Source organism: Candidatus Deferrimicrobiaceae bacterium (assembly GCA_035256765.1).
Taxonomy (GTDB): domain Bacteria; phylum Desulfobacterota; class Deferrimicrobia; order Deferrimicrobiales; family Deferrimicrobiaceae; genus CSP1-8.
Window position 1 is genome coordinate 1 of the sequence record DATEXR010000303.1, and the last position, 7,941, is coordinate 7,941.

Annotated in this window: 11 protein-coding genes; 6 read left to right on the top strand and 5 right to left on the bottom strand. The window is 66.2% G+C overall.

What is annotated here, in order from left to right:
- Positions 1-961: AMP-binding protein (locus VJ307_10605; protein HJX74585.1), on the bottom strand; the 961-nt coding region annotated here is incomplete at its 3' end.
- A 94-nt stretch (positions 962-1,055) separates the two neighbouring features.
- On the opposite strand from VJ307_10605, the gene VJ307_10610 reads away from it, so the two are divergent.
- The 6 genes from VJ307_10610 to VJ307_10635 are packed head-to-tail and all read left to right on the top strand — an operon-like array spanning position 1,056 to position 6,208.
- The gene (locus VJ307_10610) at positions 1,056-2,345 is read left to right on the top strand and encodes an amino acid ABC transporter substrate-binding protein (GenBank protein HJX74586.1); all 1,290 of its coding nucleotides are present in this window, start codon (positions 1,056-1,058) and stop codon (positions 2,343-2,345) included.
- Positions 2,346-2,351: 6 nt separating this feature from the next.
- On the top strand, positions 2,352-3,245 hold the full coding sequence (locus VJ307_10615; protein HJX74587.1) for a branched-chain amino acid ABC transporter permease: 894 nt from the start codon (positions 2,352-2,354) through the stop codon (positions 3,243-3,245).
- The gene (locus VJ307_10620) at positions 3,227-4,252 is read left to right on the top strand and encodes a branched-chain amino acid ABC transporter permease (protein HJX74588.1); all 1,026 of its coding nucleotides are present in this window, start codon (positions 3,227-3,229) and stop codon (positions 4,250-4,252) included. The genes VJ307_10615 and VJ307_10620 overlap by 19 nt, the downstream gene beginning before the upstream one ends.
- Positions 4,249-5,016: an ABC transporter ATP-binding protein gene (locus VJ307_10625; protein ID HJX74589.1), complete on the top strand. Its 768-nt coding sequence runs from the start codon at positions 4,249-4,251 to the stop codon at positions 5,014-5,016. Before VJ307_10620 ends, VJ307_10625 begins: the two co-directional genes overlap by 4 nt.
- A complete protein-coding gene (locus tag VJ307_10630; protein ID HJX74590.1) occupies positions 5,013-5,735 on the top strand; it encodes an ABC transporter ATP-binding protein in 723 nt (240 codons plus the stop codon). The genes VJ307_10625 and VJ307_10630 overlap by 4 nt, the downstream gene beginning before the upstream one ends.
- A 47-nt stretch (positions 5,736-5,782) precedes the next feature.
- Positions 5,783-6,208, top strand: a complete 426-nt coding sequence (locus VJ307_10635) for a MaoC family dehydratase (GenBank protein ID HJX74591.1) — start codon at positions 5,783-5,785, stop codon at positions 6,206-6,208.
- 79 nt (positions 6,209-6,287) lie between these two features.
- Here the strand turns inward: VJ307_10635 and VJ307_10640 are convergent, their stop codons facing one another.
- The 4 genes from VJ307_10640 to VJ307_10655 form a co-directional block, all read right to left on the bottom strand.
- Complete coding sequence (locus tag VJ307_10640) at positions 6,288-6,701, bottom strand: hypothetical protein (GenBank protein ID HJX74592.1); 414 nt, start codon at positions 6,699-6,701, stop codon at positions 6,288-6,290.
- Positions 6,698-6,949: an AbrB/MazE/SpoVT family DNA-binding domain-containing protein gene (locus tag VJ307_10645; GenBank protein ID HJX74593.1), complete on the bottom strand. Its 252-nt coding sequence runs from the start codon at positions 6,947-6,949 to the stop codon at positions 6,698-6,700. Before VJ307_10645 ends, VJ307_10640 begins: the two co-directional genes overlap by 4 nt.
- Positions 6,950-7,168: 219 nt before the next feature.
- Positions 7,169-7,624 carry a type II toxin-antitoxin system VapC family toxin gene (locus VJ307_10650; GenBank protein HJX74594.1) on the bottom strand — a complete coding sequence of 152 codons (456 nt, stop codon included), beginning with the start codon at positions 7,622-7,624 and terminating at the stop codon, positions 7,169-7,171.
- The gene (locus VJ307_10655; GenBank protein ID HJX74595.1) at positions 7,614-7,841 is read right to left on the bottom strand and encodes a type II toxin-antitoxin system prevent-host-death family antitoxin; all 228 of its coding nucleotides are present in this window, start codon (positions 7,839-7,841) and stop codon (positions 7,614-7,616) included. Before VJ307_10655 ends, VJ307_10650 begins: the two co-directional genes overlap by 11 nt.
- Positions 7,842-7,941: the final 100 nt, after the last annotated feature.

The window sequence follows — 7,941 nt, forward strand, 5'->3', positions numbered from 1 at the left end:
CGATGCGGTTGGACGTGTTCATCCCCGTCTCGGTCATGCCGTAGCGCTCCAGGATCCGGAATCCGGTCGCCCTCTCGAACCGGTGAAAGAGGTTGTGGGAAAGGGGCGCGGAGCCGGAGATGAACACCCTCATCCCGCTCAGATCGGGCTTCCGCTCCCGTTTCTCCCATTCGCCCATGAGCCGCTGGTAGATCGTGGGGACCGCCATGAGCAAGGTGCACCGTTCCTTCTCCAGCGCCTCCCACACGCGTCCCGGCTCGAACTTCTCGTGCATGACGATGGTCGAGCCGGCGTAAAGGCTTCCGTGCGTCACGACGTTCAGCCCGTGCACGTGGAAAAAGGGAAGCACGTGGAGGAGCACGTCTTCTTCCGTCCACTCCCACGCTTCCGAAAGGGCCCGCATGTTCGATACGAGGTTCCGGTGCGTGATCATCGCTCCCTTGGACCTGCCGGTCGTGCCGGAGGTGTAGCAGATCATCGCCACGTCGTCGCCGCCGGCCGGGTAGGCGCGCCGGAATCCCGAGGGCGCGCGGGCGAGCCGGTCCGGCAGGCTGCCCGCCCCTTCCGCGACGGCATCGTCGACGAGCAGCGTCCTAATCCTTTTTAGGCCCCGGATCGCGCCGGCCGCCCGCCGGAACCTCTCCGCGTCCGTGACGTAGAGGGAGCTGCCCGAGTCCGACAGGAAATACCCGACCTCCCCTTCCCGGTACTCCGGGTTGAGGGGAAGGGTGACCGCGCCGACCGAGAGGACCGCGAAGTGGAGGTAGAGAAACTCCATCCGCTTCGTGAGCTGGACGGCGACGCGGTCGCCTTTCCCGACGCCCTCCGCCTGGAGCATGGCCGCGTAGCGCTCCACCTGCCGGTCGAAGGCGCGGTAGGAATGGGACGTCCCCTCGAAGACGACGGCGGGTTTTTCGGGGTGTCGGGATGCCGTTTCGGAAAGAAGTCGGGCCAGGTTCATGCCTTCGATTTTTCCCTTTTCTCGACTATGCGGATACTATATCATCGCAATTTGAAAAACGACGTTTTGAATCAATACCAAGGGGGGGATCCACATGAAAAACACGGGAATCGGGGTGCATGGAGGTTCACGTCCGCCTGCAGCGCGGCCGGCGATCGTCTCCATCATCGTCTTGGCCCTGACCCTGCTTGGCCCATGGGGGAGCGGCATCGAGGCGGCCCAGGGCGCGGGCTGCCCGGATGCGATCCGGATCGGCATGGTCTTCCCGATGACCGGGCGGGAGGGGCGCCCGGGCACCTACCAGGTCGAGGGGATCCGGCTGGCGATGGAGCTGATCAACGCCAAGGGAGGGGTGTACGTCAAGGAGTGCGGCAAGCGTCTGCCGTTCCAGGAGATCCTCTACGACGACCAGTCCGACCAGGGGCGCTCGGTCCAGCTCGTGGAACGGACCATGTCCTCGGACAACGTGGTCGCGGTCATCGGGGCCTACTCCTCCTCCTTGGGCCAGGCCCAGTCGGTCGTGCCCGACCGGTACCAGGTGCCGTGGATCTCCCCCGGCGCGGGGGCCAGCCCGATCTACACCCAGGGCCGGAAGTGGATCTTCGGGGTGCTCGCGCCCGTGGAACTCCTCGGCTACACCACCATGAAGTTCCTCGGCTCCCTCGTGAACCAGGGCAAGTTGGAGAAAGGATTGAAGATCGCCATCGTCGTGGAAAACACCGACCACGGCAAGGAATACGTCGAGGGCGTGAATCGCTGGATCAAGGAAAACCCCGGCGCCTTCCAGGTGGTGTATAACGAGTCCTTTCAGATGGGCGGGACGGATTTCTCCGGCATCCTCCAGCGCATGAAGGCCGCGAACGCGGACATCTTCCTCTCCGACGCCCACCTGCAGGACTACATCACGATGCACCGGCAGTACACGCAGATGGGGCTGCACCACCGGATGGTGAGCTACGGGGCCCGCGGCACCGAGGAGCCCGCCCGCAAGGCCCTGGGGCCCGCCGCCGACTACATCTTCGCGGGGATCTGGTGGCACAAGGACCTGCCCTATCCCCAGGTGAAGGCGTTCGTGCAGGAGCACAAGAAGAAGTACCAGCGCGAACCGGACTCCTATTACCCTTCCACGGCATACGACGCCGTGCGCATCCTCGCGGCCGCCATCGAGTCGGCCGGGTCCCTGGACCGCACGGCGGTCCGTAACGGGCTGCGCAAGGCGCGGCTGACCGATTCGCTCCTGCCGGGCCAGGTCCTGCAATTCCAGGAGAACGGTCAGGCCATGACCCCCTTCGTCATCGTCCAGAACAAGCCGGGGGACAAAGTGGACTTCGTCTACCCGGAGGACTCCCGAACGGGCGAGGTGGTCACCCGCATCCCGCGGTAACGCCGCATGGGACTCGACGATCTGCTGAACCTGTTCGTCGCGGCCATCCTGCTGGCGGGCATCTACACGGCGATGTCCATCGGGATGACCGTGATCTACGGCGTCATGAAGATGGTGAACCTCGCCCACGCGGGGTTCATGATGCTGGGGGCGTACTTCGCCCTGGAGATGTCCCAGCGGCTGCCCATCGATCCCCTGATCTCGTCGGTCCTGGCGGCGCCCGTCTTCTTCCTGCTGGGCATCGCGACCCACCGGAGCATGGTCCGATTCGTGCCGGTGGCCGACGAACCGACGCTCCCCTCGCTCCTGCTGCTGTTCGGCCTCTGGCTCGTCCTCCAGAATTTCGGCTATGCCGTGTGGGGCGCCGACGACCGGTCCATCTTCACGCCGCTGACCATGGCGACGTTCCGGTTCGGAGGCATCGTCGTGCCCGTCATCCGACTGATCGTGTTCGGGATCGCCCTGCTGTCCCTGGTCGCCCTCCACCTGTCCCTGCAACACACCTGGTTCGGGCGGTCCGTGCGGGCCCTGACGCAGAACCGGGAGGCGGGCCAGCTTGCCGGCATCGACACCGGGCGGACGGCGATGCTGGCGTTCGGCCTGGGGATCGCCTTCACGGGGCTTGCCGGCGCGCTCCTGGCGAACCTGTACTCGTTCACCCCGGACTTCGGGGGTTCCTTCATGCTCCGGTCGTTCGTGATCACCGTCCTGGGGGGGCTGGAGTCCTTCTCCGGCGTGGCCATCGGGGCGATCATCGTCGCCCTGATCGAGACGTTCAGCATCCTGGTGGTCCCGGCGAACTACCAGCACGCCATCAGCTTCATCCTGCTGGTCGTCGCTCTCCTGGTCCTGCCCGGCGGGGTCGAGGGGCTGCTCCAGCGGTGGCGGCGCCTGCGATGAGCGCGGCCCCGGCATCCCGCGCGACGAGCCGGGCGGCCTATGCGGTCGCCGCGCTGGCGCTGCTGACGTTCCTGGCGGTCCCCCTGGTCGGGGTCTCGAACAACGCGATCCGCCTGCTCCTGACCACGTTCTTATGGGTGGCGACGAGCCTGGCCTGGAACCTCCTCGGCGGCGTGACCGGCCAGGTGTCCTTCGGGTTCGCGGTCTTTTACGGGCTGGGCGCCTACACCGCGGGCCTGTCCATCAACGGGGGGGTCAATCCGTACGCCGCCATCGCGGCCGGGGGCGCCGTGGCGGCGTTCGGCTCCCTCCTGATCGGGCTTCCGACGTTCCGTCTCCGGGGCCCCTACTTCGCCATCGCCACCATCGGCGTGAACGAGGCGGTCCGCATCGTGATGTCGAACCTGGACATCACCGGAGGTGCGAGCGGCCTCCGGCTGCAGCAGACCGGCCGGTTCAGCCAGGTGGAGCACTACTACGCGGCGCTGGGCGTCGCCTCCCTGGCGTTCCTCGTGTCGTGGCGCGTGATGCACTCCCCGTTCGGCCTCGCGCTGCGGGCCATCCGGGAGGACCAGGACGCCGCCGCCGACGTGGGCGTGCACCCGTTCCGCTTGAAGCTGGCCGTGCACGCGCTGGCGGCCTGCCTGACCGGGATGGCGGGCGGAGCGTTCGCGCACTACACGGCCTACATCCACCCCGACGGGGTATTCGCCTTCACCACCAGCACCTCCATCCTCCTGATGCCGGTGATCGGCGGACTGGGGACGCTGTCCGGACCCGTCATCGGCGCGGCCGTCTACAGCATCGTGCAGGAGGAGATGGTCGTCCACTTCCCGCAGTTCCACCTCCTCCTGTACGGCGCCCTGCTGATCCTCATCATGCTGTTCGAGCCCGGGGGCCTTGCCGGGCTTTGGAGGCGTCTGGCACGCGGCCTGCGCGGACGGAATGCCGCAGGCACCGGAGGGGGGATCGCGGCGCAACGGCAGCCGGCCGGGGGAGGATCGTGAAGGACCTCCTCTCGGTGGAAGGGCTCACGCGCCACTTCGGCGGGCTTGCCGCGGTCGTCGACCTCCACTTCCGCGTGCGGGAGGGGGAAATCTTCGGGATCATCGGCCCCAACGGCGCCGGCAAGACGACCGCCTTCAGCATGATCGCCGGATCGCTCGTTCCGACCGCCGGGTCCATCCGGTTCCGCGACCGGGAGATCGCCGGCTGGCCGAGCCAGCGGGTCGTGCACCTGGGGATCTGCCGGACCCACCAGATCCCGCGGCCCTTCACGGGCATGACCGTGCACGAGAACGTCGAGGTCGGCATGCGGTACGGAGGAAGGAGGACGCCGCCCCGCGGCGAGGTAGCGGACGAGATCGAGCGGATCCTCGAGTTCACGGGCCTGTCGGGGTCGGCCGCAAGCTCCGCCGGCGCCCTGCCGACCGGGAACCGCAAGCGGCTGGAGCTGGCCCGGGCGCTGGCGACCGATCCCGTCGTCCTGTTGTGCGACGAGATCTGCGGCGGCCTGAATCCGACGGAAACCGCGGACATCCTGGCCCTCCTTCGCCGCCTGCGGGACGGCGGGATCACGATCCTGTACATCGAGCACGACATGCGGGCGGTCATGCGCACCTGCGACCGGATCATGGTGCTCAACTACGGGCAAAAGCTGGCCGAGGGGACGCCGGAGGAGATCCAGGACGACGAAGCGGTGATCGAGGCCTACCTGGGACGCAGATCGTGGATGGGCCGGGCGGCGGAACCGATCGAGGAGCAGCCATGAGCGTCCGGCCCCTTCTGGAGGTGGACGGCCTCGAGGTCGCCTACGGGGACGTGCAGGTGATCTGGGGAATCTCGTTCACGGTGGCCCCCGGGGAGATCGTGACGCTCATCGGCCCCAACGGCGCCGGCAAGACGACGACCCTGCGCACTCTCTCCGGCCTGCTGTCGCCGAAGGCGGGGACGATCCGGTTCCGGGGGGAAGATCTGTCCGGCCGGCCGGCCCACGAGGTCGTCCGGCGCGGGGTGATCCAGATCCCGGAGGGCCGCAAGCTGTGGCCCCGGATGACCGCGGAGGAGAACCTGCTGCTCGGCGCCTTCGCGCCCCGGGCGCGGGGCATGGCCCACGAGCAGCTCGGCCGGGTGTACGCCCTGTTCCCCCTGCTGAAGGCGAGGCGCCGCCAGCTCGCGGGAACGATGTCCGGCGGCGAACAGCAGATGTGCGCCATCGGGCGCGGCCTGATGTCCGAGCCCGAGCTCCTGATGTTCGACGAGCCCTCCCTGGGCCTGGCCCCCCTGCTGGTGGACGAGCTGTTCGCGAAGATCGCCGACATCGCGAAGCAGAACGTGACGATCCTGCTGGTGGAGCAGAAGGTGGCCCACGCGCTCGAGATCGCCGATCGCGGGTACATTCTCGAGACCGGGCGGACGGTGCTCTCCGGCACAGGAAAGGAACTCCGGGAAAGCGAGTACGTTCAGCGGTCCTACCTCGGAACGGAGTGACCGCGAAACCGAACGGGACGGCAAAGAGGCAAAAGGGGAGGTACACCTTGGGTGACCTGGTCAAGGTGGGAGAGCGCATCACGGACGAAGCCCGGTTCAGCAAGGAGGAGATCGCCGAGTTCGCGAGGCTCGCAGGCGACTTCAATCCCCTGCACCACGACGAGGAATTCGCCAAAGCCACCCGCTTCCAGGGGATCATCGCCTGCGGACCGCAGACCGCCTCCCGGTTCCTGGGAATGACGGCCACCCACTTCTCGAAGCGGGGCGCCTCGCTGGGGCTCGAGTTCACCCTGCGTTTCCTGGGCCCGGTGCGCCCCGGAGAGCGCCTGGAGATGGTTTGGGACGTGGTCGACGTAACGGACAAGCCGAAACTGAACGGGGAGATCGTGAAGATGGAGGGAAGAGTCACCAACCCGGCGGGCGAGGCGGTCCTCACGGGCACCGGGACGGTCCTGGTGGCCCGGAGTCTCTGAAGAACGGCAGCCATCTAGCAATTTTCATCCGATGGATGATATCTCCCGGGACGACCTTCGGGCGGGAGGCCGGCAAGTATTATTTCGTGATCTTCGAGAGAAAATTCCCAACGGTCTGAATGACCATCCCCGTCGTCACCTTCGGTTTGTTCATGTACGGGCCGAAATGTTGTCGATCCCCGGTGAGAAAATGCGTTGCCTTGCATCGTTGTGCCGCGGCGAACACAGGACGGTCCTTCTCCGGAAGCGAAAGCCCGCACCGCTCTCCCCCCACATCAGGAACAAGGCGGACTGCCCGGAGTATCTCGGACAACCTGCCAAGGGCTGCGGGAACCTTCCTTTCCAGGTTCAGCCGCGCCTCTGCCAGGCAATACGCGCTGGTCACAACCTCCCAATGACTCTCCGCGGCCAGTTCGATGACAAGAGACGCCTTCCCTTCCGGGTTGTGGGCGGCGGTGAACAGCACGTTCGAGTCAAGGAAAAGGCGGATCAACGCTTGCGACCCAACTTCTTCAAGATCCGGGACCGCTCCCCCGGAGCCAGCCGATCTTCCCGCTCCCATCGGGCGATCTCTTCGTCCGTGTAGGCGTCCAACTCCACAATGGCCGCCGGCCGAAGCACCAGCTCCCCTTTCCGGTCCTCGACAACCAGGACGCCGCCTGCCTTGATCCCGAGGCGCTTCCGCATGGCCGCCGGCAGGGTGATCTGCCCTCTTCCGGAAACGACGATATTCTCTTTCATCGAGCACCTCCCATCCGATATTCCGAAATGCAGTATAACTGATATTCCGTATTTCGTCAACCTCGCCCAACCAGGCACCAGCCTGCCGGGCTGGGGCGACAATCGCTGTCGCGTCGGAAGGGGAAGGAAAAATAATCTTTTTGATGACCAGTTCGATGGGACTGCCAGGATCGACCTGGTGTCGGGGAGAGAGATCGATGATGTCCACTCCCGGCCGCTTCAGGATCGCCGTTCGAGGAACCGGACGACCGTAAGCCCCAGCGCCTCCGCCCCCCCCGCCATGACCCGGTCCGAGGTGGCAAGGACGGCCGCGCCGATCTCCTGGGCCAAGACCAGGTGCATCGCGTCGAGGGTATGCAAAGGAACATCGGGGAAGGAGGCGATCAGGTTGACCGCCCCGGCGGCCAGCGTGGCCGGGAGCGGATTGCGGATGAGAAAGCCCCGCCGCACGTCCTCCTCGAAGACGGCGAAGGCACGGGTCTCGGTCTTGATGTCGATCTCCCGTTCCCGGCGGCGCCTTGAAAGCAGCGAGCGGATCTCCACGGCGGTCAGATCGCTGATCTCGACAGGCCCGTGCTCCTGGATATACCGTTCGACCTCGTCGGAGAGCTCCTCGTTCAGGTACCACTTCGCCAGGGCGCTCGTGTCGAAATAGACGATCTCCTTACCGGGCATCCCGGTCCTCCCGGACGAGCCGCCCGCTTCCCCGGCGCATCCGGGGCATGCTCTCCCGCAGCGCCTTGTGCGACGGGATCGCCCTCTTTCCGCTCACCGGAACCACGCGAGCGACCGCCCGGCCATGGCGCGTGATCGTCACCTCCCCTTCCTCCTCCAGGACCCGGTCGAGGCGGGAGAGCGCCTGCCTCGCCTCCCGGACCGTCATCTTTTTCATCCCGACTCCTCCCTGTAGCGTCTGCGCCTTCTTCTCATGTTACCATGTGGCACATTATGAGATACATGTAGCACATGCTTGATATTTCGTCAATCCTGCA

Coding starts and splice junctions, on each gene's coding strand:
- VJ307_10610 (HJX74586.1), top strand. CDS start 1,056: ATGAAAAACACGGGAATCGGGGTGCATGGAGGTTCACGTCCGCCTGCA.
- VJ307_10615 (HJX74587.1), top strand. CDS start 2,352: ATGGGACTCGACGATCTGCTGAACCTGTTCGTCGCGGCCATCCTGCTG.
- VJ307_10630 (HJX74590.1), top strand. CDS start 5,013: ATGAGCGTCCGGCCCCTTCTGGAGGTGGACGGCCTCGAGGTCGCCTAC.
- VJ307_10645 (HJX74593.1), bottom strand. CDS start 6,949: ATGAAAGAGAATATCGTCGTTTCCGGAAGAGGGCAGATCACCCTGCCG.
- VJ307_10650 (HJX74594.1), bottom strand. CDS start 7,624: ATGCCCGGTAAGGAGATCGTCTATTTCGACACGAGCGCCCTGGCGAAG.
- VJ307_10655 (HJX74595.1), bottom strand. CDS start 7,841: ATGAAAAAGATGACGGTCCGGGAGGCGAGGCAGGCGCTCTCCCGCCTC.